Annotated in this window: 25 protein-coding genes; 21 read left to right on the forward strand and 4 right to left on the reverse strand. The window is 69.1% G+C overall.

Translation table 11 applies throughout. The features are described 5' to 3' along the window. The first annotated feature begins 14 nt into the window (after nt 1-14). The 12 genes from AB0436_RS15680 to AB0436_RS15735 all read left to right on the forward strand — a co-directional run bounded on the left by AB0436_RS15680 (nt 15) and on the right by AB0436_RS15735 (nt 10,477). A complete protein-coding gene (locus AB0436_RS15680) occupies nt 15-854 on the forward strand; it encodes a serine protease (protein ID WP_366468408.1) in 840 nt (279 codons plus the stop codon). Between the two features lie 284 nt (nt 855-1,138). Then, nucleotides 1,139-1,996: a hypothetical protein gene (locus AB0436_RS15685; RefSeq protein ID WP_366468409.1), complete on the forward strand. Its 858-nt coding sequence runs from the start codon at nt 1,139-1,141 to the stop codon at nt 1,994-1,996. Continuing rightward, the gene (cpaB, locus tag AB0436_RS15690) at nt 1,993-2,706 is read left to right on the forward strand and encodes a Flp pilus assembly protein CpaB (RefSeq protein WP_366468410.1); all 714 of its coding nucleotides are present in this window, start codon (nt 1,993-1,995) and stop codon (nt 2,704-2,706) included. The genes AB0436_RS15685 and cpaB overlap by 4 nt, the downstream gene beginning before the upstream one ends. 7 nt (nt 2,707-2,713) lie before the next feature. Continuing rightward, a complete protein-coding gene (locus tag AB0436_RS15695; RefSeq protein WP_366468411.1) occupies nt 2,714-4,315 on the forward strand; it encodes an AAA family ATPase in 1,602 nt (533 codons plus the stop codon). 335 nt (nt 4,316-4,650) lie between these two features. Continuing rightward, a complete protein-coding gene (locus tag AB0436_RS15700; RefSeq protein WP_366468412.1) occupies nt 4,651-4,971 on the forward strand; it encodes a hypothetical protein in 321 nt (106 codons plus the stop codon). Further along, nucleotides 4,968-6,305: a CpaF family protein gene (locus tag AB0436_RS15705; RefSeq protein ID WP_366468413.1), complete on the forward strand. Its 1,338-nt coding sequence runs from the start codon at nt 4,968-4,970 to the stop codon at nt 6,303-6,305. Before AB0436_RS15700 ends, AB0436_RS15705 begins: the two co-directional genes overlap by 4 nt. A gap of 10 nt (nt 6,306-6,315) precedes the next feature. After that, a complete protein-coding gene (locus AB0436_RS15710) occupies nt 6,316-7,254 on the forward strand; it encodes a type II secretion system F family protein (protein WP_366468414.1) in 939 nt (312 codons plus the stop codon). Nucleotides 7,255-7,273: 19 nt separating this feature from the next. After that, the gene (locus AB0436_RS15715) at nt 7,274-8,164 is read left to right on the forward strand and encodes a DUF5936 domain-containing protein (protein ID WP_366468415.1); all 891 of its coding nucleotides are present in this window, start codon (nt 7,274-7,276) and stop codon (nt 8,162-8,164) included. Between the two features lie 227 nt (nt 8,165-8,391). Beyond that, on the forward strand, nt 8,392-8,619 hold the full coding sequence (locus AB0436_RS15720; RefSeq protein ID WP_366468416.1) for a hypothetical protein: 228 nt from the start codon (nt 8,392-8,394) through the stop codon (nt 8,617-8,619). A gap of 35 nt (nt 8,620-8,654) precedes the next feature. Then, the gene (locus tag AB0436_RS15725) at nt 8,655-9,224 is read left to right on the forward strand and encodes a hypothetical protein (protein WP_366468723.1); all 570 of its coding nucleotides are present in this window, start codon (nt 8,655-8,657) and stop codon (nt 9,222-9,224) included. 298 nt (nt 9,225-9,522) lie between these two features. Continuing rightward, nucleotides 9,523-9,831, forward strand: coding sequence for a hypothetical protein (locus tag AB0436_RS15730; RefSeq protein WP_366468417.1), 309 nt, complete (start codon nt 9,523-9,525; stop codon nt 9,829-9,831). 7 nt (nt 9,832-9,838) lie between these two features. Then, nucleotides 9,839-10,477, forward strand: coding sequence for an OmpA family protein (locus AB0436_RS15735; RefSeq protein WP_366468418.1), 639 nt, complete (start codon nt 9,839-9,841; stop codon nt 10,475-10,477). A gap of 30 nt (nt 10,478-10,507) precedes the next feature. Here the strand turns inward: AB0436_RS15735 and AB0436_RS15740 are convergent, their stop codons facing one another. Further along, nucleotides 10,508-10,855 (reverse strand): DNA-binding protein, encoded by a 348-nt coding sequence (locus tag AB0436_RS15740; protein ID WP_366468419.1) that lies wholly within the window; start codon nt 10,853-10,855, stop codon nt 10,508-10,510. A 253-nt stretch (nt 10,856-11,108) separates the two neighbouring features. Continuing rightward, nucleotides 11,109-12,107, reverse strand: a complete 999-nt coding sequence (locus tag AB0436_RS15745; protein ID WP_366468420.1) for a winged helix-turn-helix domain-containing protein — start codon at nt 12,105-12,107, stop codon at nt 11,109-11,111. A gap of 249 nt (nt 12,108-12,356) precedes the next feature. Between AB0436_RS15745 and AB0436_RS15750 the strand changes: the two genes are divergently transcribed. Together AB0436_RS15750 and AB0436_RS15755 are read left to right on the forward strand one after the other, a co-directional pair. After that, the gene (locus AB0436_RS15750) at nt 12,357-12,569 is read left to right on the forward strand and encodes a DUF3311 domain-containing protein (RefSeq protein ID WP_366468421.1); all 213 of its coding nucleotides are present in this window, start codon (nt 12,357-12,359) and stop codon (nt 12,567-12,569) included. Next, nucleotides 12,566-14,062 carry a sodium:solute symporter gene (locus tag AB0436_RS15755; protein ID WP_366468422.1) on the forward strand — a complete coding sequence of 499 codons (1,497 nt, stop codon included), beginning with the start codon at nt 12,566-12,568 and terminating at the stop codon, nt 14,060-14,062. The genes AB0436_RS15750 and AB0436_RS15755 overlap by 4 nt, the downstream gene beginning before the upstream one ends. Before the next feature lie 66 nt (nt 14,063-14,128). Here AB0436_RS15755 and AB0436_RS15760 read toward each other — a convergent pair whose 3' ends face one another. Continuing rightward, a complete protein-coding gene (locus AB0436_RS15760; protein WP_366468423.1) occupies nt 14,129-15,421 on the reverse strand; it encodes a phosphoribosyltransferase in 1,293 nt (430 codons plus the stop codon). Nucleotides 15,422-15,648: 227 nt separating this feature from the next. On the opposite strand from AB0436_RS15760, the gene htpX reads away from it, so the two are divergent. The 4 genes from htpX to AB0436_RS15780 all read left to right on the forward strand — a co-directional run bounded on the left by htpX (nt 15,649) and on the right by AB0436_RS15780 (nt 18,695). After that, on the forward strand, nt 15,649-16,566 hold the full coding sequence (htpX, locus tag AB0436_RS15765; RefSeq protein ID WP_366468424.1) for a zinc metalloprotease HtpX: 918 nt from the start codon (nt 15,649-15,651) through the stop codon (nt 16,564-16,566). A 68-nt stretch (nt 16,567-16,634) separates the two neighbouring features. Next, nucleotides 16,635-17,231 (forward strand): hypothetical protein, encoded by a 597-nt coding sequence (locus tag AB0436_RS15770; protein WP_366468426.1) that lies wholly within the window; start codon nt 16,635-16,637, stop codon nt 17,229-17,231. Nucleotides 17,232-17,411: 180 nt separating this feature from the next. After that, nucleotides 17,412-17,789 (forward strand): STAS domain-containing protein, encoded by a 378-nt coding sequence (locus AB0436_RS15775; RefSeq protein ID WP_366468428.1) that lies wholly within the window; start codon nt 17,412-17,414, stop codon nt 17,787-17,789. A gap of 186 nt (nt 17,790-17,975) precedes the next feature. Then, nucleotides 17,976-18,695, forward strand: coding sequence for an A24 family peptidase (locus AB0436_RS15780; protein ID WP_366468429.1), 720 nt, complete (start codon nt 17,976-17,978; stop codon nt 18,693-18,695). Between the two features lie 133 nt (nt 18,696-18,828). Here the strand turns inward: AB0436_RS15780 and mgrA are convergent, their stop codons facing one another. Next, entirely contained in the window at nt 18,829-19,866 is a 1,038-nt protein-coding gene (mgrA, locus tag AB0436_RS15785) for an L-glyceraldehyde 3-phosphate reductase (protein ID WP_366468430.1), read from the reverse strand. Nucleotides 19,867-19,974: 108 nt separating this feature from the next. Here mgrA and AB0436_RS15790 point away from each other — a divergent pair, with 108 nt between their 5' ends. From AB0436_RS15790 to AB0436_RS15800, 3 genes are all read left to right on the forward strand, one after another. Continuing rightward, nucleotides 19,975-20,736 carry an isoprenyl transferase gene (locus tag AB0436_RS15790; RefSeq protein WP_366468431.1) on the forward strand — a complete coding sequence of 254 codons (762 nt, stop codon included), beginning with the start codon at nt 19,975-19,977 and terminating at the stop codon, nt 20,734-20,736. A 287-nt stretch (nt 20,737-21,023) separates the two neighbouring features. Further along, nucleotides 21,024-22,346 carry a PhoH family protein gene (locus AB0436_RS15795; protein WP_366468432.1) on the forward strand — a complete coding sequence of 441 codons (1,323 nt, stop codon included), beginning with the start codon at nt 21,024-21,026 and terminating at the stop codon, nt 22,344-22,346. A 381-nt stretch (nt 22,347-22,727) separates the two neighbouring features. Then, the gene (locus tag AB0436_RS15800) at nt 22,728-23,423 is read left to right on the forward strand and encodes a transglycosylase SLT domain-containing protein (RefSeq protein WP_366468433.1); all 696 of its coding nucleotides are present in this window, start codon (nt 22,728-22,730) and stop codon (nt 23,421-23,423) included. Nucleotides 23,424-23,485: the final 62 nt, after the last annotated feature.

A 23,485-nucleotide genomic window follows, 5' to 3' on the forward strand; every position in this document is an offset into this window, starting at 1 on the left:
GAGGGGACCCCCACATGAAGAAGCCTCTCGCCGGTGCACTGCTCGCCCTTTTCCTCACGGGCGCGGCAGCTGTACCCGCGGCAGCGGCACCCGCACCGGCCCCGACCGGGCCTGCGGTCAAAGCTGTCAACTTCGCCGGGACGGTGGCACTCAGCAACTGTTCCGGCTCCGTCGTGCGGATGCCCGACTCCCAGTCCGGTGACCCCGCGCTGGTGCTCTCCAACGGCCACTGTCTGGAGTCCGGCTTCCCGGCGGCGGGCGAGGTCATCACCGACCAGCCGTCGACCCGCAGCTTCTCGCTGCTCAACTCCGCGGGCAACAGCGTCGGCAGGCTCCGGGCGAGCAAGGTGGCGTACGCGACGATGACCGACACGGACATCTCGCTGTACCGACTGACCTCCACCTACGCGCAGATACAGAGCAAGTACGGGATAGCGGCGCTGGAGCTCAACGCCGGCCACCCCACCCAGTCCAGCGCCATCAGCGTGGTCTCCGGCTACTGGAAGAAGATCTACAGCTGCAATGTCGACGGCTTCGTCTACCGCCTCAAGGAGGGCGACTGGACCTGGAAGGACTCGGTCCGCTACACCTCCGCCTGCAACACCATCGGCGGCACCTCCGGTTCGCCGGTGATCGACCAGGCCACCGGCAAGGTCGTCGCCGTCAACAACACCGGTAACGAGGACGGCCAGCGGTGCACGGAGAACAACCCGTGCGAGGTGGACGAGAACGGCAAGGTGACCGTCCGCCAGGGCATCAACTACGCCGAGGAGACGTACGGGATCGTGCCGTGCGTCGGTCCCGGTAACACGATCGACCTGAGTCGCGCGGGCTGCACGCTGCCCAAGCCGTGACGGACGCCGCGGCCGGCGTCCACCGGGGGAGCGGTGGGCGCCGGCCGCGGACGGTGTGGGAGGCGGCTTTCGGAAGCTACGACGCCGCCAAAGCTGGTCCAGACCAATGATCTTGTCAAGGCATCGGTCCGTTCTCCACCGTTTCTTCGCGTATTCAGCTGCGTCGTTTCCGGTCCTCGGCTGTCCAAGATCCAATGATTCTTGGTCAGTTGTGGTTCTTCCTCCGGGTCCCGTGGATACAGTGCTGGTGCAGGAGCAACTCGCTGTGAACGGGGGAACACAAGGTGCCGACCGCCATAGCTGTCACCAGCGGCGACCTCGTGCTGCCTCCGTCCGACCGGCACACACCTCCCGCGGCAGTGCTCCGGCCCCCGGCGGCGCAGACCCTCGAAGCCTCCATCGGCGAGATCCACACACTGCTCGAACAGCACGGATATGTGATCGTGCTGCACTCGTCGGCGCTCCCCGGACCGTTCGTGCGGCGGCTGCACACCGTCCGGTCGGTGCTCGAAAGCGACCGGATCGCGCTGCTTCCGATCGACCTGCCGCCGCTGGGCATCGCCGTACTCGCCCGGCAACTGCGCCAGCTCTCGGTCTGCGACTTCAGCCCCGGTGTGCTCGCCTCCGCCGCGCGACTGCTCTCGCACTACATCTACGCGGGCGCACTGCTCGCCTCGGTCGCCAGGCTCGACCGGGTCCCGGTGACCCTCACCTCGCATGCCAGGTCCTGGCTGCCGGGCTCGCAGTTCGCCGTACTCGCCTCGCCCCGGCCGCAGTCGGCCAAGGTGGGCGGGGCGGAACCGGGCATCCTCGAAGGGCCCTCGTTCGGTACGCGGTTGCTCGTCGCCAAGGGCCGGCTGGAGTCCGAGTGGGCGGCCACGGTGCTCGGGCCCGCCTGGCGGGTGCACGGCCTGCTGGAGACGGCGCTGCCCGCCGACTCGGCCGGCTGGTGGGGCACCCCCCGGATCGTCGAGTTCGCCGCGGCGATCCCCGACATCGCCGTCCTCTACCAGCTGGTCTCCTCCGTGCGCCGCGAGCAGTGCCGGTGGTGCGGACTCGAACTCATCGGAGACCGCTGCGGTTTCTGCTCGTCGCCGTTCGCCGATCCGCACGCCCAGCTCGAGAGGTTGCCCGTCCAGTGAATTCACGCCAGCGCCGCGGCGTCGTCCTGCTGCTCCTGTCGGTCCTGTGCGCCATCGCGGCGATCGTCGGGGTGCTGTCGGTGATCCGCAACGTGAATTCGAAGGTCGGCCCCGAGGTCACGGGCTACCGGGTCCGGCACGACATAGCCCCGTACAAACAGCTCACCGCCGGTGACTTCGAGCAGACGAAGCTGCCGAAGCGCTGGCTGTCACCGAACGCGGTCACCGATCTCGGACAGGTGCGCGGCAAGATCGCCGTCACCACCCTGCACACGGGCTCGCTGCTGCAGAGCGACATGCTCGTCGAGCAGCCCGAACTGGCCACGGGCGAGCAGGAGATCGCCATCATGATCGACGCGGCCACCGGGGTGGCCGGGAAGATCACCCCGGGGTCCGCGGTCAACATCTACGCGACCTTCAAGGGCGACGACAAGGGGGTTCCCGACACGTCGAAAGTCATCGTCTCCAACGCCCGCGTGGTGGACGTCGGAAAGCTCACCGCCCTCGACCCGAACCAGAACCCGAGCGACCGGACCCGGACGGCGACCGAGGCCGTCCCGATCACCTTCGCCCTGAAAACCCTCGACGCACAGCGGGTGGCCTACGCGGAGTCCTTCGCCACCCACGTACGGCTGGCCCTGGTGGCGGCCGGCGGGAGCGAGCCCGTCCCGCAGCGCGACCGTACGTACACCCTCGACGGCGACAAGTGAGGGACCGATGACGACTCGCATCCTGCCGGCTGTCGGCGACCCGGACGCGGCCCGCTCCGTGGTCACCCTGCTCAGCCAGCTCCCCGACGCGGAGCCCGCCCCGCCGGTCACCGACTCCACCTCGCTGATCGACCTGCTGGCCCGGCTCGCGGGCGAATACATCGACGAGCTGCCCGAAGTGGTCCTGGTCCACGAACGGATCGGCCCCACGCCCGCGCTGGAACTCATCCGCGAGGTGGCCCTGCGCTTCCCGGCGGTAGGCGTCGTCCTCATCACCGCCGACGTCAGCCCGCTCCTCTACACCGCGGCCATGGACGCCGGCGCCCGCGGCCTCATCGGGCTCCCGCTCGGTTACGACGAGCTCGCGGCCCGGGTGCAGAACGCCGCCTCCTGGTCCACCGGGGTGCGCCGCCACCTCGGCGGCGGCCCCGACGTCATCTCCGGACCCGGTGGCACCGTCGTCACGGTCACCGGTGCCAAGGGGGGCGTCGGCGCGACCGTCACCGCCGTCCAACTGGCCCTGGCCGCCGCCTCTTCCGGCCGGACCGTCGCACTGGTCGACCTGGACCTGCAGTCCGGCGACGTCGCCTCGTACCTCGACGTGCAGTTCCGCCGCTCGATCGCCGACCTGGCCGGTATCGCCGACATCTCGCCCCGGGTCCTCCAGGACGCGGTGTACGCCCACCCGACCGGCGTTGGCCTGCTGCTGGCCCCCGGCGACGGCGAACGCGGCGAGGAGGTCACCGACCGGGTGGCCCGGCAGGCCCTCAGCGCTCTGCGCAACCGGTACGAGGTCGTCATCGTCGACTGCGGCACCCAGCTGAACAGCGCCAACGCGGCCGCGATCGAAATGGCCGACCAGGCGCTGCTGCTGGTCACCCCCGATGTGGTGGCGGTCAGGGCCGCCAAGCGGATGGTACGGATGTGGGACCGCCTCCAGATCCGCAAGGCGGAGGAGACGGTCACGGTCGTCAACCGGTCCACCCGCGGCGCCGAGATCCAGCCGCCGCTCGTCGAACGCATCACCGGCACCAAGGCGGCCAGGTCCGCGATCCCGGCCGGCTTCAAGGAACTCCAGCCGGCCGTGGACGCGGGCCGGATGCAGGACCTGGACAGCCGCTCATCGGTCAAGCAGGCGATGTGGGGTCTCGCGGGGGAGCTCGGACTGGTCAAGGCATCCACACCCGCCAACGGCCACGGGCGGGGCGGCCGGCTGCGGGGGCGGAAGGGCTCCGACCGGGGCGCGGTGCTGGTCGAGTTCGCCGGGATGGCGCCGCTGATCGCCTTCGTACTGGTGGCGGTGTGGCAGTGCGTGCTGTACGGCTACACGTTCTCGTTGGCGGGGAACGCGGCGGACGAGGCGGCGCGCGCCGGGACGGCGGCGTACTCCGTCACCGGCGACGGTACGGCCGCGTGCCGGGCGGCGGCGCTGAAGCGGCTGCCGGGCAGCTGGCGGGGGGCGGCGAGTGTGGTCTCCTGCGGGCCGTCGGGAGGCGTCTTCAAGGCGGAGGTCCACCTCCGGACACCGATCCTGTTCCCGGGGGCGGGGAACTTTCCCTGGTCGGTGAATGGTGACGCCGGGGCCGCGCTCGAGGGGGACCCGCGGTGAGGCGGGGCCGGGCGTCGTTGTCGTGCCCCTCCCCTCCCCTTCCCGAAACCGTGGGCTCCGCCCCTGGACCCCCGGTCCTCGAACTCCCCCAGACTCCGTCCGGGGGGACCCCCAGGACAGGCTTGATTTGCCCGCCCAGTGCCGAAACTGCAGGATTCGGCTCGCACGAAGAGAGATACCCCGGCCACATCAAGCCCGGCCGGCGATTGAGGCCACATGTCAAGCCCGGCCGGCGATTGAGGCCGAGCGGCCGGAGGCCGCTCCCACGGGCCGAGAACACCCGCACCCGAACCCTCCGCTCCGACCAGGGCACAGCCATCCTCGAATTCACCGGCATGCTCCCCCTCGTCCTCTTCATCGGCATGGCCGCCATCCAGCTCGGCATAGCCGGTTACACCGCCGGCCAGGCCGGAACCGCCGCCCGCGCGGCCGCCCGTACCGAAGCCCAGGGACGCCCGGGCGCCGCCGCGGGGCAGGCCGCGCTGAGCGGCTGGCTGCGGGACGACGCCACCGTCACCGCCTCACCCTGCGGCGACACCACCCGCGGCACCGCCAGAATCACCGTCCCCTCGATCATCGGACTCGGCGTCGGTTCGGTCACCCGCACGGTCGTCATGCCGTGCGACGACAACGGCACAGCGGGAGGCATCCGATGAGTCTGCGCGCCCGCATCGCCACCCCGGAGGAGCACGGCGGCGGCAGGGAGGACGGCCACCTGGTCGCCACCTACCGCGCCAAACTGCTCGAGGAGATCGACCTCGCCGAGATGTCCGCCCTGGCGACCGCCGACCGGCGCGCCCGTCTGGAGCGCGTACTCGGCCACATCATCAGCCGCGAGGGGCCGGTGCTCTCCACCGGCGAACGCTCACAGCTGATCCGCCGGGTCGTCGACGAGGCACTGGGCCTCGGTGTGCTCGAACCACTCCTCGAAGACGCGTCCATCACCGAGATCATGGTCAACGGTCCCGACGCGATCTTCGTCGAACGGGCGGGCCGCGTCGAACAGCTCCCGCTGCGCTTCGCGTCCACCGAGCAGCTGATGCAGACCATCGAGCGCATCGTCTCGACCGTCAACCGCCGGGTGGACGAGTCGAATCCGATGGTCGACGCCCGCCTCCCCTCCGGCGAGCGGGTCAACGTGATCATCCCGCCGCTCGCCCTCACCGGCCCCACGCTCACCATCCGCCGCTTCCCCCGTGCCTACCGCCTCCAGGAGCTGATCGCGCTCGGCACGCTGGACGAGCAGATGCTGATGCTGCTTTCGGCGTTCGTCCGGGCGCGCTTCAACGTGATCGTCTCCGGCGGTACGGGGTCCGGCAAGACGACCCTGCTCAATGCGCTCTCCGGACTGATCCCGGACCACGAGCGCATCATCACCGTCGAGGACGCGGCCGAACTGCAGCTCCAGCAGGCACATGTCGTCCGACTGGAGACCCGGCCCGCGAACGTGGAGGGCAAGGGCCAGATCAGCGTGCGCGACCTGGTCCGCAACTCGCTGCGGATGCGCCCCGACCGGATCATCGTGGGTGAGGTCCGCGGCGGCGAGACGCTGGACATGCTCCAGGCGATGTCGACGGGCCACGACGGTTCCCTCGCCACCGTGCACTCCAACAGCGCGGAGGACGCGCTGATGCGGCTGCAGACCCTGGGGTCCATGTCCGAGGTGGAGATCCCCTTCGAGGCGCTGCGCGACCAGATCAACAGCGCGGTCGATGTGATCGTCCAGCTCACCCGGCACGCGGACGGCTCCCGCAAGGTGAGTGAGGTGGTCATCCTGGTCAGCCACGGGCGGGAACAGTTCCAGATCTCCACGGTCTCCCGGTTCCGCGCCGAGCCGATGAGCGCGGACCGGGTGGTGCACGGCCGGTTCGAACACCTGCCGCTGCCGCGCCGGGTCGCGGAGCGGCTGTATCTGGCCAATGAGCCGCTGCCGCCCGCGTTCGGCGTGGTGGAGGGCATCGATCCGTTCAACACCAGAGAAGCGAGGTAGGGCAGCGACCATGAACAATTCCGCTCTGCTGGCCATCGGCGGCACGCTGCTCTGCGGCGTACTGGCGGTGGCCGGAATCCATGTGTACGCCGCCGGCCGGGCCCAGCGCGAGGCCCTGGTCGACCGGCTGACGTCCACCGGCGGGCGGCCTGCCGGTCTGCGTACCCGCCGCTTCACCGCGGTGGACCGCCGCATCCGCCGCACCGCGCTCGGCAAACGGATCCAGCAACGTCTGGCTGCCACCGGCCTCGATCTCACCGCGGGCGAGTTCGCCGTGTATGTGGCCGGGGGTGTCGCCGCCCTCTGGCTCATCGCCTCGGCGGCTCTCGCCCCGTTCTTCGGCCCGGTCGCCGGACTCTTCGCCCTGTGGGCGGGCAACACCTTCCTCAACTGGCAGCGTCAGAAGCGCATCGAGGCCTTCATCGGCCAGCTCCCCGAGCTGTCCCGGATCCTGGCCAACGCCACGGCGGCCGGGCTCGCCCTGCGTACCGCACTGTCCATGGCCGCCGAGGAACTCGAAGCGCCGGCGGGCGAGGAACTGGCCACGGTGACGAGCCAGTTGGCACTGGGCAGGTCCATCGACGAGACGCTCGGCGAACTGGCCGACCGGCTCCCGTCCCGCGAGCTGGTCGTGCTGGTCACCACCCTGGTCCTCTCCAACCGGGCGGGCGGCACCGTCGTGGGCAGCCTGCGGAACCTCACCGAGACCCTGGAGGAACGCAAGGAGACCCGTCGCGAGGTCATCACCATGCTCTCCGAGGTCAACGCCACCGCGTACACGCTCCCGCTGCTCGGCCTGGGCGCGATGATCATGCTGAACTCCATGGACTCCGGCTCCCTCGCCCGGATGACCGGACATCCGCTCGGCCAGGCAGCGGTGATCGTCGCTCTCGGTCTGTACGCCGTCGGATTCATCGGCATGCGCCGGCTCGGCAAGATCGAAGTCTGAGGGGAGGGGACGGGACGACATGGTGGGTCTGCTGCTCGCCCTCGCGCTCGGCGCGGCCGTGGCCGGAATCTTCCAGGGCATCCGGATGTACCGCAGCGAGGCCAAGATCCCCAGCGACCTCGCTGTCGCCCTCGAGGTCGGCTCCACCCGGGTGGGCGGCGTGGAGTCGGCGGTCGACCGGGCCGGCATGCGTTTCGCGCCCGCCGTACTCAGGGCCATGGGCCACGCCTCCGTGGAGAAGAAGCGCCGCCGCATCGACATGGCGGGCAACCCGGGCGGCCTGACCATCGACCGTTACGCGGCCCGCCGTGCCGTTTACGGGATCTTCGGCGGCCTGGCCGGATTCGCCCTGCTCACCAACGGCAGCCTGATCTTCGCCGTGTTCGCTTTCGCCTACGGCGCGTTCGCCGCCGACGCCACCATCTGGCAGGCCATCCGCAAGCGCAAGGACGTCATCGAACGGACGCTGCCGGACTTCCTCGACGTGCTCGCCGTCGTGGTCAGCGCCGGACTCGGCTTCCGGCAGGCCCTGGAGCGCGTGGCCGAGAAGTACGAAGGCCCCTGGGCGGACGAACTGCGCATCACCCTGCGCCAGATGGACATGGGAGTGAGTCGCCGGCAAGCCTTCGACGAGCTGCGCAGGCGCAACGAGTCGGAACAGGTGTCGCAGTTCGTCAGCGCGCTCCAGCAGGGCGAGGAACTCGGGGCGCCGATCGCCGACACGCTCATCCAGATCGCCAACGACATGCGCCGCACCGACGCCCAGAACTCCCGCCGCCGCGCGGCCAAGGCCATCCCGCAGGCCACGGTCGTCACCCTGATCACCATGGTCCCGGCGACGCTGATCCTGATCGTGACGAACATGTTCCTCGGCTCCACCACCGACTTCGGCTCCATCTTCGGAAATTGACGGAGGTGAGCCGACAGTGACGGACGAAAGACATCCAGCCAGATCCAGCCATATTCCACCGACCGATTCGCAGCCGGAATCCGACCTGTCACGCTCTTCCCAAAGGCATGACTCGGGGCCGGTTTCGCGGGAGGCGGAGATGGCGCGTCTCGTCGCGACAGGCATGAACCATTCCATACGGCGCCCTGCCCCAGAGGCGGAGCCTTACCTTCCCGAAGGGTCACACCATGGCGAGAAACAGCACGGCCGCGGCGCATCTCGCGCTCACCTCGTGGCGCGACACCGTCGTGAAGCGCATGCGGAAGCGGCACGCGGACAGCGGCGCGAGCATCGTGGAGTACGGGGGGCTGCTGGTCATCGTGGCGCTGATTGTGGTGGCGGTACGGGGGTTGGGGCTGCAGGGGATCATCTCCACTGCTATTGGCTCCGCCGTGAAGTCGATCACCGGCGGCTGAAGTCGATCTCTCCTCGGGGCGACAGAGGACAGACGATACTCATCTACGTGGTCGCAGTTGCCGGACTGCTCTTCATGGCTTTCGCCTATTTCGCCTTCGCACAGGCCGCAGCGGCCCGTAATGGCGCGCAGTCCGCAGCGGACGCCTCCGCGTTGGCAGCGGCCCAGGATGTGCGTGACGAGATGACCGATGGATTTATCAATTCCCTTGGCCAGGGGGGTGATTGGGTCGACTGGCTCGTGGGTGACCGGAGCGTACCTGGGACCGGAGGAGCTGCTGCAGCTCAGCTGGCCGGTGACAATGACTCCACCCTGGACGGAATCACTCCCACCACCGTCAAGGGCTATCCCGCATTCGAGGCGCGCATCACCACGCGCTTCACGGTAGGGAAGTCGATCCTCCCCGTGACGTCGGGAAGGCACGCCAAGGCTCATGCCGTCGCCATGATTGAACCGCGCTGCTCTGTCGCCCCGTCCGACGCATCGCGAAAGGTGATCGAGTTCGACTGTGACGGCGGACGACATTGGACGATCGATCCGAAGAAACTCGACGACATCGAGCTGCCCAAGGCGAAAGATCTGTTCGCCGTTCACCTGGCCGAGTGAGGATGACTTGCGGAAGAGGATGCGGCACACCCAGAAGGCCCGCAGCGCACTGACGGCTGTAGTCATGATTGCGGGTTTGAGCATGACGGTGGCGGGCTGTGGCGGAGATGGCGGTGGCAATGCCAAACCGAGTGCGTCCGCACCCTCCGCCAAAACATCGGCAGGCGGGGACAAGTCGCGGGAGCCCTCAGCTCCGGCTTCCGACAAGGTGCTGGCCGAAGTGAAAGGGGGCGATGATGTCACGCTCACTGTCACATCGGCCATGCGTGACACCGGAGGGTTCATTACCGTCAGTGGCATGGTGACGAACGGAAGCGGCAAGTTCTGGAACCCCGCGGAATGGGCTGGAGACGAACAGGAGTTGGCAGGAAACTCGGCCTCGATGGCGGGAGCTTCCCTGGTCGACACCGGAGGTAAGAAGAAGTACCTGGTCCTCCGTGACACACAGGGGCGTTGCCTGTGCACGCGGTTCACAGGCGGTTTCGACGCGGGCGAGGCCAAGGCCTTTTACGCCCAGTTCCCCGCCCCGCCCGCCTCCACCACCTCCGTCGAGTTCCAGGTGGGGGACATGCCCCCCGCCACCATCGACATCTCCGAGGGGCAGTGACCGGCCCATGAAACGACCCCGCCGCTCCGCGGCCGCCGTCGCGGTGACGCTGCTGCTCACCGGTATGTCCGTCACCGCGGCGCACGCCGACGGGACCGCCCCCAGCGCGCCCCCGGACAGTACGACCTCGTCCCCGCCGCCCACGATCGACCCGGCCGCCCCGGGGCTCAGGCTCGGTGACGGGGCCACGCTCGCGCCCTCGCACGTGCTCGACATCAAGTCCGTGGTCGAGGACCTCGGCGGGGAGGAGCGCCGCGAGGACACCAACGCGGACGTGACCTTCGCGCTCCAGGCCGAGGTGCTGTTCGCCAAGGACAGCCCGAAGCTCAACCCCGAGGCCAGGTCCCGTATCAAGGCGATCGCCGACGAGGCGGTGGCCCAGCACGCCACCAAGGTGCGGGTTTTCGGCTTCACCGACAACCTCGGCTCGTACGAGCACGGCAAGGTGCTTTCCAAGCGCCGGGCCGACGCCGTACAGCAGGAGCTGGCGAAGTCGCTCAGCTCCGATGTCACCTTCGACATCCGTGGGTACAGCGAGGACTACCCGATCGCGTCGAACGACACCGAGGAGGGCCGCACCAAGAACCGGCGGGTCGAGATCTCGTTCCCGCGCGGCGAGCGGCCCGGGGCCGGCGCGGCCTCGTAACTCGCACCGGGAATCCGGTTGGCGCTGCTGTCAGACGCCCACCGCGCGCACCCGGTCGCCACAGAGCTTGTTCATGCCATCCGTGTCCGAGGTGACGACGATGCGCGGCCCCGCGTAGTCGAGTGCGGTCGCTGCGACGATCGCTTCGGTGACCGGCAAGACCTCCAACCGCGCGACGTGCCAGCGGAAGCGGGCCATCTGGACCTTGCTGTGCCACGCCTCGATGAGCGTCAGGTTGCTGACCGCGACCAGTGTGTCCTTCGCCTGCGCGGCGCGGACGAGGCTGACCACCCGGGGGTCGTTCTCGATGAACCGCGACAGGCCCTGGCAATCGAGTAACAGGACACCGTTGCTCAACCGGCTTCGCGCTCGTGCCATGTCCCGGTCTCCCCGGTTTCCGTATCCGTGCGTTGCTCACCGGCGGCCATGGCCTCGGCTTCGCGGAAGATTTCTGCTTCACATACGCAGAGAAGCCCCGAGCGCCGGCGCGTGCCTTGACAGCGGCGATGTCACCCGCCGGCATGGACACGCTGACCTTCTGTGCGGGGCCGTCGCCCGGACCGGACTCCGTGGAAGGCTGCTGTGACGAGGGTGGCAATTGAGGTAGCAATGCACCGGGCGCCTCTCGGTCTCACCGCTCCCCGGCCGGCAGCTCCCCATGCAGCAACGCCGCGCCCAGTGGGGTCAGGGTGTGCACGACGTAGCCGTTTTCCCGGCGCCGGTCGGCCAGCCGGGCCTCGCGCAGAGCCTTGGTGTGTTCGCTCACGGACGCCGCCGACAGCTCCAGGCAGGAGGCGAGTTCGCTGTTGCTGATCGCCGACTCCAGGGCGGCGAGCACCCGGGCGCGGGTCCGCCCCAGCAGCGCGGACAGCGCCGGCGGGCGGGGCGCCGGACCGCTGTCGTGCGGGACCGGATAGACGAGAACCGGCGGCAGGTCGGGATCGGCCGGCGCCACCGCCGTGCGCCAGCAGAAGTACGAGGGAATGAGATGCAGGCCGCGTCCCCGCAGATGCAGATCCCGGTCCACCGGGTAGTTCACATGGAGCACCGGGGGCCGCCAGCAGGCCATCGGCCGCAGCGAACCGAGCAGCCCGTGCACCCCGCCGTCGCGCAGCGCCCGCGCCTTCACCGCCCGGTCGGTGTCCACCCCGCAGGCGACACGCGTCCAGTCCGGTTCGATCACGGCCGCGTGCAGCGCCCGGATGATGTCGGCCAGTTCGTCGAGCTGCCGCGGACCGGCGCACGCGGACGAGCGCATCCAGCCGTCGCCCCGGTTCGGCCGCGGTGCGAGCCGGTGCAGTGCGGCCAGTTCGGCGTACAGCCGGGTGGCGGGTGTGGAGCGCAGGGCGCCGAGTGCGGCACCCAGTCCCTCGGCGGACTCGGCCGGCGTCAGGAAGTCCGGAAAGTACACCGACCGGGCCGGTGCGAGCGTGGTCAGCCGGGCCGCGGCGGCGCACAACTGCCGGTCGGCGAGCTCGGCCCTGGTCCTGCGCCGCCAGGGCGCGTACACCGTCGGATGCGACGGGCAGGTCAGCTGCTGCAACCCCAGTACGGTCTCCCAGCACGGGTCCGGGCCCCTGGCCACCCGCACCTGCGCGAGGTCGGCGTCGGTGAAGTGAATACGTAACACGGTTCCCCCCGTTGGCTGTATTCCCCACGGAGGGGAGACGTGCAAACGGGGGGTTTCGGTTGTGGCCGAAGTGTGTCGAAGTCGGGCATGTGGCGTCCGGGCCTGGACCCGATCCAGATAAAAAGCCTGTCCAAAATGTGCGGATCCATTGACTCCTCTTTCGGGGCGGCCTCATCCTTGCATCGGAAAAACAATTCCACGATGCGAAAACAATTCCCGTCTGTACCGTCCTGGGAGTCCGCAGTGAAAGTGAAGCGTCTTGGTCTGCTCGGCGCAGTGCCGTTCGTCGGCATGTTGGGCGGTGTCTTCATCGCCAATCGCAGTACACCGTACGTCCTGGGCATGCCGTTCCTGCTGTTCTGGGTGGCGCTGTGGGTGGTGCTGGTCTCGGTGACCCTCGCCGTGATCTACCGGCTGGACCCCCATAACAAGGAAGCGCAGCACAAGGAGGCCCGGTCGTGATCGCGCTGATCGTCATCCTCGCCTTCGTTCTCCTCGCGCTGTGCGTGGGCGTCCGTTCCAGGCGGGGCAAAACCATGGACCTGGAGCAGTGGTCGGTCGGCGGCCGGGGCTTCGGCTCGGTCTTCGTGTTCCTGCTCATGGCCGGAGAGATCTACACGACGTTCACCTTCCTCGGCGCGTCAGGATGGGCCTACGGCAAGGGCGGACCCGCCTTCTACATCCTGTGTTACGCCTCGCTGGCGTACGTCATCTCCTACTGGCTGCTCCCGGTGATCTGGTCCTACGCCAAGCAGCACAACCTGCTGTCGCAGTCGGACTTCTTCGTGGCCAAGTACCGCAGCCCCGCCCTGGGTGTGGTCGTCGCGCTGGTCGGCGTGATCGCGATGGTCCCCTACCTCGTGCTGCAGCTCCAAGGGCTCGGCGTCATCGTCTCGGTCGCCTCCTCGGGGCACATCGGCCAGCACGCGGCCGTCGTGATCGGCGCGCTCGTCCTGGCCGTGTACGTGACCGTGTCGGGGATCCACGGCTCGGCCTGGACCAGCGTCCTCAAGGACGGGCTGATCCTCGCCATCGTCGTCATCCTCGGCATCTACCTCCCGGTGCACTACTTCGGCAGCATCGGCTCGATGTTCCACGCCGTGGACGCTGCCAAGCCGGGCTTCCTCACCCTGCAGTCCGCCGGGATGAGCCCGGCATGGTTCGTCTCCACCGTGCTGCTGTCGGCGCTCGGGTTCTACATGTGGCCGCACAGCTTCTCCGCCGCCTACAGCGCGCAGGACGAGCGGGTCTTCCGGCGTAACGCGATCTTCCTGCCCCTGTACCAACTGGTGCTGCTGTTCGTGCTGTTCGCGGGATTCGCCGCAGTGCTGGTGGTGCCCGGCCTGAGCAACGGCGACCTGTCGCTGCTGACGATCAGTACGAAGGCGTTCCCGTCCTGGTTCGTCGGCATCATCGGCGGGGCCGGCGTGCTCACCGCACTCGTGCCCGGCTCCCTGCTGCTGATGACCTCGGCGACCTGTCTGGCCAAGAACGTCTACCGGGTGGCCCGGCCCGCCAGTTCGGATGCCCAGGTGCAGCGGCTGGCCAAGTCGCTCGTGCCGGTGCTGGCACTGATCGCGCTGTTCTTCGCGTTCAACGGCGGAAGCACCATCGTGTCCCTGCTGCTGATGGGCTACGCCCTGGTCACCCAGCTGTTCCCGGCCCTGATCCTCAGCCTCGGGCGCCGCCGCTGGGCCACCGTTCCCGGGGCGGCCGCCGGTATGGCCGCCGGGGTCGCCGTGGTCGCGGCGTTCTCGCTCAGCGGGGACGGCCTCGGTGACGTGGCACCGTGGCTGCCTCAACCCATGCAGGATCTCAACACCGGCATGGTGGCGCTGGTGGCCAACTGCGTCGTGCTCGCTGTCGTTTCGGCGGCCACCAAGCGCTCGGCGGTCGGCAGCGCTTCGGTGGGCCGTCCGGCGGGGGATCCGGCGGGAGATCCGGTACTCGGCTGACCACACCCGTGCGGTGCGGGTCCCCAGGGCTGCGACCCGGGGGCCCCACCGCACGGGCGCTGCGTTTCACTGTCCGGCCGGCGCAAGCAGGTGGCTGGTGAACCAGGAACGTGCGAGGTCGGCGACGTCCTCCAGCGCCCCCGGTTCCTCGAAGAGGTGGGTGGCTCCCGGGACGACCTCCAGACCGTTCTCGCAGTGCAACTGCGCCTGGGCCCGGCGGTTGAGGTCGAGCACCGTCGAATCGGCGCCGCCCACGATGAGCAGCGTCGGCGCCCGTACATCGGACAGCGCATCCCCGGCCAGGTCGGGGCGGCCGCCGCGGGACACCACTGCGGCGACGTCCGTATTGGCGGATGCGGCGGCCCGCAGGGCGGCCGCGGCGCCGGTGCTGGCCCCGAAATAGCCGATCGGGAGGGATGCGCGGCCGCGCAGCCAGTGGGTGGCGTCGGCCAGCCGCCGGGACAGGGCCGTGATGTCGAAGACATTGGCCCGGTCCGTTTCCTCGTCCGGCGTGAGCAGGTCGAAGAGCAGGGTGCCCAGGCCCGCCTCGTTCAGCGCCGTTGCCACCTGACGGTTGCGCGGACTGTGGCGGCTGCTGCCGGAGCCGTGGGCGAACATCACGATCGCCCGGGCGCCCTCCGGCAGAGTGAGGTCCCCGCCGAGCGGGATCCCGCCCGCGTCCACCTCGACCTCGGTGCTCGGAGCGGGGCCGCCGGACGCGGGGGCGTCCGTGGCCTCCGCCAGGAGGGAGACGACCTCCTCGTCGGAGGTCTGGGAGAAGTCCTCATACCACTCCCCGACGGAGGAGAAGCCGATGGGCGACGAGACACACACCAGGTCGTCCGCTCCGGCGTGCAGCCGGTCCGCCGCCTCGGGCGGCGCCACCGGAACGGCCAGCACCACGCGTGCCGCGCCCTGGGCGCGCACCACCTGGCAGGCCGCCGACGCGGTGGCACCGGTGGCGATCCCGTCATCCACCACGACCGCCGTCCGACCCTCCAGCGGCAACCGGGGCCGGCCCTCGCGGAACCGCCGGGCCTGCTGATCGAGCTTCGCCTCCTCGGCCGTCGCGACGGGTTCGATGACGTCCCGGTCGAGCCGGGCGTGGCGGACGACGTCCTCGTTGATCACTCGCACCCCGCCCTCTCCGATCGCGCCGAACGCCAGCTCACGATGGTGGGGCACACCGAGCTTGCGAACGACGATCACATCGAGCGGGGCGCCGAGCGCCCGCGCCACCTCGGAAGCCACCGGGACTCCACCACGCGGCAGGCCCAGTACGACGGGCTGCTCCGCCTTCAGATGCCGAAGCGCTGCCGCGAGACGGCGTCCCGCGTCGGCGCGGTCAGTGAACACCACAGTGGTTCACCCCTAGTCGGGTAATCGGAGAGGACAGAAACCAGGGCCGCACTCCGCTTTCGAAACCCCCTTTCGAAGGGAACTCAAGTACGGGCACATTGCAAATCGGTCTGTCCCGTACCAGGTCCGGACACGGCAGGACAGGAGCACACTGAAAGAAGGGCGCAAAGAAGGGCGCAGGCCGGTGGAGCCTGCGCAGGGCGACGGAGTCCGGGAGGCGAAACCAGATGCCAGGGTCACGGTCTCGTTCCCGGTACGTTCCCGACCAGGGACTCACCACGCGGATGGTGACGACGATGTTCCTGATCGGTCTGCTCTATGTGGTGTTCGTCGGTGTCCTGCTGGCCGTCGTGCGCGGCGCGTGGCCGTTCATCGTGGTGATCGCGGGCTGTCTGTTCATCGCGCAGTTCTGGTTCAGCGACCGGATCGCCGCCTACAGCATGGGCGCCCGCGAGGTCACTCCGGCACAGGCGCCCGAACTGCACGGCGCGGTCGACCGCATCTGCGCCCTCGCCGACATGCCGAAGCCGCGGGTGGCGATCGCCGACAGCGACGTGCCGAACGCCTTCGCCACCGGACGCAACGAGCGCACGGCCCTGGTCTGCGCCACCACCGGTCTGCTCCGCCGACTGGAACCGGAGGAGCTGGAGGGCGTACTCGCGCACGAGCTGTCGCATGTCGCCCATCGCGATGTCGTGGTGATGACCATCGCGTCGTTCCTGGGCGTGCTCGCCGGGGTCATGACCCGTATCGGGCTCTGGGGCGGACTCACCCGGGCGGGCGGCAGAGACACCAACACCGCCCTCGCCATGCTGGTGATACCGCTGGTCAGCGCCGTCGTCTACGCGATCAGTTTCCTGTTGACCCGGCTGCTCTCCCGGTACCGGGAGCTGTCCGCCGACCGTGCGGCCGCGCTGCTCACCGGCAGGCCGTCGGCGCTCGCCTCCGCGCTCACCAAGGTGACCGGTCAGATGGCGAGGATCCCCACCGAGGATCTGCGGAAGGCGGAGCCGTACAACGCGTTCTGGTTCGCGCCCGCCTTCTCCTCCAAGGAGAGCCTGAGCAGGCTGCTCTCCTCGCACCCGACGCTGGAGCAGCGCCTGGACCAGCTCGGCAGGATCTCGGCGCAGCTCGGCCGCCCGTGAACTCCCCGCCGCCCGTGAACTCCCGGCCGCCCGTGAACTCCCGGCCGCCCCTGAACTGAGGTATTTCCGTGGGACTCCTGGACACCATCCTCGGCCGCAGCAAGCCGGTACGCCCGGACCTCGACCAGCTCTTCGGACTGCCCGCCGCCGCGATCACCCTCCAGGCGGGCGCCGGTTTCGCTCCGACCGGCGCCGGCTCGGTGTGCTTCGCCAGTGTCGAGGGCGGCGCCTTCGCCCAGCTGCAGCAGGACGTACGGGAGCTGCTGGACTCCGATACCGGCCGCGGCGGCACACCCGTCGGGTTCAGCGAGGACGCTTACGGCTACACCTGGCTCCTCGCCCGTCACCCGGCCGACGACGTGTCCTCGCTGGTCAACGACCTGCACGCGGTCAACACTCTGCTCGAGGACGGCGGCTTCGGCCCGCAGCTGCTCTGCTCGGTGACCGGGTTCCAGGACGCGGCGGGGGAGCGCGCGCTGTTTCTGGTCTACCTGTACAAACGAGGCACCTTCTACCCCTTCGCCCCGCTTCCCGGGGCGGCCGAGAAGCGCGACAACGCCCTCGAGCTCCAGACCAGGGCGCTGCTCACGGACGACCTGCGGATCGAACCGGACCTGAGCCGCTGGTTCCCGGTGTGGGGAGCGCCGGAGCTCGGCAGGAGGTAGCCGTTCGCCCGTCCACACCGCGGGCTGCATTACCAACTTCCTGGCCGAACCGTGGCTTTGCGACGCTGCTTCACTCGCTCAGGTGAAACCCGGCAAGCATGCACGTTTCTGCACCTGAAACGTTTCTAAGGTGGAGGAGTGACTCACCGACCGGGGGTGCCGACTTGGGGGGTTTCTGCCATGGACGTTCAGGTACTGAACGGGCTCCTGACGCGCCCCGGCCCCAGTGCCCGGACCTACCGCGTGGACGGTTTCACCGTGGTCGAGTTCCGGGGCGAGGTCGATCTCGCATCGGTCCAGGAGATCCAGGCCCACACCGACGCGGCGACCGCGCAGCGAGGGGCCCGGCTGATCGTCGATCTCAGCCCTGCGACGTTCATCGACTGCTCCGCGCTGCGGCTGCTCTGCCGTGCCCGCCGCCGGGCGCTCGACGGCGACGGGTCCATCGATCTGGTCTGCACCCACCCGTTGCATCTGGAGATCCTGCGGAGAGCCGGCCTGGACGGCTACTTTCCCGCCCACCCCTCCGTCTCGGCGATCTCCGCCGACCGGCCCTGACGGCAAAACGCCTGGCAGCACCCGGTGCGTGCCTGCCACAATCGCTCTCATGTCCAGCACCCCGCACCGGCACGCGCCCCGCACCTTCGAAGAGCTGGCGGGCCCTTCGTCGCCACCACGACGCGCTTCCTGATCGAGGCCCGCAAGCCGGAGTAGCGCCCTGCCCGTCCGGCCTAGACTCTCCCCGTGCCCGCCGTCCTGCTGATCGTCCTCGCCGCCTGTCTGGGCGCGGTCATCGGCATCCTCATCCCCCGCCCCGCCTACCGGCTCTCCGTACCGCCCGAAACCCCCTGGCACGGCGCGTCCCCGACGGGCGCCCCCATCAGTGGCTGGTTCGGGCCGGCCCGGGCCGACGACGGCTGGTACGGGCCGAGCACACCGGCCGTCGCGCTCCTCACCGCCGCCCTCACCGCCGCGCTCGCCGCCGCCGCGGGGCCGGTGCCCGAGCTGGGGGTGTGGATGCTGCTGGCGCCGGCCCTCGTGCTGCTGGGGACGGTCGACCGGGCGGTGCAGCGGCTGCCGGATGTGCTGACGCTGCCGATCGCCGCGGCGACCGCCGTGCTGCTGGGCGTCGCCGCGCTGATACCGGGCGCCAAGGGGTCCTGGCCGACGGCTCTGCTCGGCGGTCTCGCCCTCGGCGGCGGCTACTTCGTGCTCTTCCTCATCAACCCGAACGGCATGGGCTTCGGCGACGTCAAACTGGCCGCCGGGCTGGGGATAGCCCTTGGGTGGTACGGCTGGGGAGTCCTGCTGCTCGGCGCGTTCGCCGGGTTTCTCTACGGCGGGGTGTACGGCGTCGGCCTGATGCTGCGCGGCCGGGCGGGCCGTAAGACGGCGATGCCGTTCGGGCCGTTCATGGCGGCCGGCGCGCTCACCGGTGTGCTGCTCGGCGGATTCGGAGCATAAGCGCGGAGCACAAGTTCGGCACGTCGTGGCACCCGGCACGACTTATGAAGGGTTATGGTGGAAACCCCCCCTCGGGCCGGTCCGTATCCCCCCCACGGACCGGCCCGTTTTCTGTGCCCGTCGGCGGCCTACGTCAGCCGCGCCCGGCCCAGATGTTGGTGCCCGCGGTGTCCACGGCGAAGGAGTCGATCTCCTTCAGCTCCTCCGCGGTGAGCGGCGGAGCGGCCAGCGCCGCCACGTTCTCGTTCAGCTGCTTCACGCTGGAGGCGCCGATGAGCGCGGACGTCATACGGGGATCGCGCAGCACCCAGTTGAGCGCCAGCTGGGCGAGGGACTGCCTGCGCCGCCCGGCGATCTCGTTGAGCCCGTTGAGCCGGCGTACCACCTCGTCGGACAGCAGGTCCGGGTCGAGGGACTTGCCCTGGGTGGCACGCGAACCCGCCGGGATGCCCTGCAGATACTTGCCGGTGAGCAGGCCCTGGGCGAGCGGCACGAAGGAGATGCAGCCCATACCGGCCGTCTCCAGGGTGTCCAGCAGCTCGTCGTCCTCCGTCCAGCGGTTGATCATCGAGTACGAGGGCTGGTGGATCAGGGCGGGAACACCCATCTGCTTCAGGATGCGGGCCGCCTGCGCGGTCTGCTCGCTGGTGTAGGAGGAGACACCGACATACAGCGCCTTGCCCTGCTGTACGGCCGATGCGAGCGCTCCCATGGTCTCCTCGAGAGGAGTCTCCGGGTCGAAGCGGTGCGAGTAGAAGATATCGACGTAATCCAGACCCATCCGCGACAGCGAGGCGTCCAGCGAGGACAGCAGGTACTTGCGGGATCCCCACTCACCGTAAGGACCCGGATGCATCAGATAACCGGCCTTGGTGGAGATGAGCAGTTCATCTCGGTACGGCGCGAAATCCTGCGCGAAGATTTTGCCGAAATTCAGCTCTGCGGAACCGGCCGGCGGTCCGTAGTTGTTTGCCAGGTCGAAGTGGGTCACACCGATGTCGAAGGCGCGGCGCAGGATCTCGCGCTGCGAGTCCAGCGTGCGGTCGTCGCCGAAGTTGTGCCACAGGCCGAGGGAGATGGCGGGGAGTTTCAGCCCGCTTCGGCCGCTGCGCCGGTACTCCATGGAGTCGTACCGGTCGTCTGCTGCGTTATAACGAAGAGAATCAGTCACAGCCCCTTGCTTATCACGTACTTGTGACAGACCGGGTTGGGCTGTCGTGCCCCGTGCGCAGTACTGTGGCGACTCGGGTGAATGCTATTGCACGGAGGGTTGGACCCAGTGAACTTGCGCGACCTGGTGTACGGGCTCTACGCACGCCGGGTGGAAGGCCGCCTGGACCACGACCAGGTCCCCAAGCACATCGGCGTCATCCTGGACGGCAACCGCCGCTGGGCGAAGGCGTCCGGCGGCACGGCGGCGCAGGGACACCGGGCCGGGGCCGACAAGATCTCCGAGTTCCTCGGCTGGTGCGCCGAGACCGACGTCGAGGTCGTCACCCTCTGGATGCTCTCCACGGACAATTTCGACCGCCCCGACGACGAACTGGTTCCGCTGCTGGGAATCATCGAGGACACGGTCCGCAATCTCGCGGCGGACGGCCGCTGGCGGGTCCACCATGTGGGCACGCCCGATCTGCTGCCCGATCGCACCCGGTCCGTACTGAAAGAGGCCGAAGAGGCCACATCGGACACCACCGGAATACTGGTGAATGTCGCCGTGGGGTACGGCGGCCGCCAGGAGATCGCGGATGCGGTGCGTTCGCTGCTCCACGAGCATGCCAAGAAGGGCACGTCCTTCGAGGAGCTTGCGGAGATCGTCGATGTGGAGCGGATCTCCGAGCACCTCTATACGCGGGGGCAGCCGGATCCCGATCTGGTGATCCGCACAAGTGGCGAGCAGCGGCTTTCCGGTTTCATGCTGTGGCAGAGCGCGCACTCCGAGTACTACTTCTGCGAAGTGTTCTGGCCGGCATTCCGCAAGGTCGACTTTCTGCGAGCCCTCCGTGATTACGCTGCGCGACACCGGCGCTACGGGGCCTGAGCCCGAGCGGGGGTACCCACCCACCCGGACGGGCCGGTGGTGGCATGGCAACCCGTCAACGAGGGAATACCCCTTCCAGGTCGATGTCCGGTCCACGGATGTCGTATCTCAGTGAGCGGCACGAGTCCACTCACCCGGGAGGCCCTTTGCACCAGGACGACCGTGCGCTGAGCACGGGCGAGGCGGAGGGCCGGGACCCGGCCTCCGTGTGGAGGCAGGCCCCGGTCCCAGCAGCCCGCGACGCCGTCGCTCCCCGACTTCATGCATCCGAGGGGGTACGTCCTTCCGTGGTGACCAGCACAAAGCGCCGCATGCCCGACAGGCGCACTTACGTTCTCGACACCAGCGTCCTGCTGGCCGACCCGAACGCCATGGCCCGGTTCGAGGAGCACGAGGTGGTGCTTCCGATCGTCGTGGTCACGGAACTCGAGGCCAAGAGGCACCATCCGGAGCTCGGATACTTCGCCCGGCAGGCCCTGCGTCTGCTCGACGACTTCCGGGTGAAGTACGGACGCCTCGACGCCCCGCTTCCCATGGGCGAGCTGGGCGGGACCCTGCGCGTCGAGCTGAACCACTCCGATCCCAGCGTGCTTCCGGCGGGCTACCGGTTGGGGGACAACGACTCACGGATTCTCGCGGTCGCGCGCAATCTCCAGGCCGAGGGGTTCGACGTCACCGTCGTCTCCAAGGACCTGCCGCTGCGCATCAAGGCCTCGTCGGTGGGGCTGCTCGCCGAGGAGTACCGCGCCGAGCTGGCGATCACGGACTCCGGCTACACCGGGATGAGCGAACTGACGCTTTCGCCCGACCAGGTGGATCTGCTGTTCAGCGAAGACGCCCTGTACGTCCCGGAAGCGGCCGATCTGCCCGTGCACACCGGCCTGGTGCTCCAGTCGGAGCGCGGCAAAGCGCTCGGCCGGGTCACCGCGCAGGGCAACGTGCGGCTCGTACGCGGCGACCGGGAGGCCTTCGGGCTGCACGGCCGCAGCGCCGAGCAGCGCGTCGCGCTCGATCTGCTGCTCGACCCGGACATCGGCATCATCTCGATGGGAGGCAGGGCGGGCACCGGAAAGTCGGCACTGGCGCTGTGCGCCGGCCTGGAGGCCGTGCTGGAGCGCAGGCAGCACCAGAAGGTCATGGTCTTCCGGCCGCTGTATGCGGTCGGCGGACAGGAGCTGGGCTACCTGCCGGGCTCGGAGGCCGAGAAGATGGGCCCCTGGGCGCAGGCGGTCTTCGACACGCTCTCCTCGGTGACCACCCGGGACGTGATCGAGGAAGTGGTCGGCCGGGGAATGCTGGAGGTCCTGCCGCTCACCCATATCCGGGGGCGCTCGCTGCACGATGCCTTCGTCATCGTGGACGAGGCGCAGTCGCTGGAACGGAACGTCCTGCTGACGGTGTTGTCCCGGATCGGCTCCAACTCCCGGGTGGTGCTGACCCACGACGTCGCGCAGCGCGACAACCTGCGGGTCGGGCGGTATGACGGAGTGGTCGCCGTCGTGGAGAAGCTGAAGGGGCATCCGCTCTTCGCGCATGTCACTCTCAGCCGGTCCGAGCGTTCGCAGATCGCCGCACTGGTGACCGAAATGCTGGAGGATGGACAGATCTGACACCGTATTGACGGTGGGAGCCGCCCGGCAAGGCGCAGGAGCCTAGCCGGGCGGCTCTGTGCTGCGCAGGGTTCTCCAGAAATCTGTTGCGCCAAACGGGGTGTGAGCTATCCCACTCCGTCGAAGTTTGCCTTGTGCCGACTCGGTCGGGCAGAGTCTTGCTTCCGTCAGGCCCCGCATGCGGCACACGTGCATCCGTAAGGGTGCAGCACCACACAACTCAACACTTGCCGCCGTATGCCACCCGAGCACCACGCAGCACTTCCGCAAGGGAGTTGCCCACCGGGTCAGCGCCTCCCGTGACCAGAAGTTGGGAGGCCCGTGCCAGGGGCACGATTGCGTCCGCGAGGTCACGAGCGGTCGCTGCTGGAAGGAAACCGTGTGAGCCGGATTTCGGTCCGGGGATTCGCAGTGGCGTCTGCCACCGCGGTCACCACCGTAGGAGCAGTTGTCGGCGTCGCATCGGGCAGCACAGTGCCCGCAGGCGACAACATCGATGCAGCCTCCGCCGCGGACACGACGACCCTCGCAGACATCCCTGACGGCCAGCAGGCCCAGGTCGCGTCGCTGACGGAGCAGGCCGACACCCAGGCGGTGCAGGCCGACGCAGCGGCGAAGAAGTCCGCGGAGGAGTCGGCCCGCATCCAGGCCGCCAAGGACGCCAAGAGCAAGAAGGACGCTGCCGACGCGGCAGTGGCCAAGGCGAAGAAGCTGCACGACGAGCAGGTGCAGGCCAGCCGTTCCTCCGTGCGGGACGCCTCCAGCTTCTCGACGCAGAGCTCCTACACCATTGCTCAGGTCCAGGCCATGGCACGGGCGATGATGCCCTCGGACCAGTTCCAGTGCTTCAGCAACATCGTGGGCCACGAGTCCGGCTGGGACTACCAGGCCGTGAACGCGGGCTCCGGCGCCTACGGCCTCGTGCAGGCCCTGCCCGGTACCAAGATGGCGTCCGCCGGCGCCGACTGGCGGAGCAACCCTGCCACCCAGATCAAATGGGGCCTGAACTACATGAACAGCCGCTACCACAGCCCCTGTGGAGCCTGGTCGTTCTGGCAGGCCAACAGCTGGTACTAGGAGCTGCCGAGCACGTCCGGCGCTCAACTTCGCGGAGCCCCTCGCCGTCCCTACGGCGGGGG

This window comes from Streptomyces sp. NPDC051322 (assembly GCF_040689485.1).
GTDB lineage: Bacteria > Actinomycetota > Actinomycetes > Streptomycetales > Streptomycetaceae > Streptomyces.